Raw genomic sequence first — 661 nt, forward strand, 5'->3', positions numbered from 1 at the left:
CGGCCGCTTAACGGTTGCACGAAGAACCGGAAACATCCCTCGTTTCGGGCTTGTGGCGCTCCTACGCTGGAGTCATCCAATCACTCACTCACACCCGAAAGGGGTACCGACATGAAAAAATTAACCGCCTGGCTGACTGCCATCATCATGGCACTCGGGCTGGGCCTCCTGGCTCCGGGGTTCGCCTCCGCAACCACTTCCTACTGCGGCCTGGCCTGGAGTTCGCTGGCCAAGTCAAACCAGGCCATGAGCGGCGCATCAGTAACCAACATTCGATCGGGGCAGCACCTCTGCTTTGACCGCCTGGTGATCGACATCAACGGAAAGGCGGCCGGCTACAACGTCCGCTACGTCTCAAAGGCCGTACAGGACGGGTCCGGACTGCCCATCAAGCTGAGGGGCGGTGCATTCCTGCAGGTCACCGCCCACTCGCCCAGCTATGACAGCGCCACGGGCAAGGCCACCTTCGTGCCGGCCAACCGGTCCGAGGTGACCAATGTTTCGAACTACAACACGTTCAGGCAGGTTGCCTGGGCAGGAAGCTTCGAGGGCCACACCAGCCTGGGCCTCGGCGTACGCGCCCGACTGCCCTTCAAGGTCTTCACCCTTGCAGGTCCCGGTAGCGGATCCAAGCTCGTGATCGACGTCGCCCACCATTGGT

At 61.9% G+C, this 661-nt stretch carries 1 protein-coding gene; it reads left to right on the top strand.

The annotated features are described in order from the left end of the window. Positions 1 to 111: 111 nt before the first annotated feature. A partial coding sequence (locus CXQ88_RS21430; protein ID WP_104046161.1) for an AMIN-like domain-containing (lipo)protein occupies positions 112 to 661 on the top strand: 550 nt, incomplete at its 3' end.

Source organism: Arthrobacter sp. ZGTC412, assembly GCF_002929215.1.
Taxonomy (GTDB): Bacteria; Actinomycetota; Actinomycetes; order Actinomycetales; family Micrococcaceae; genus Arthrobacter.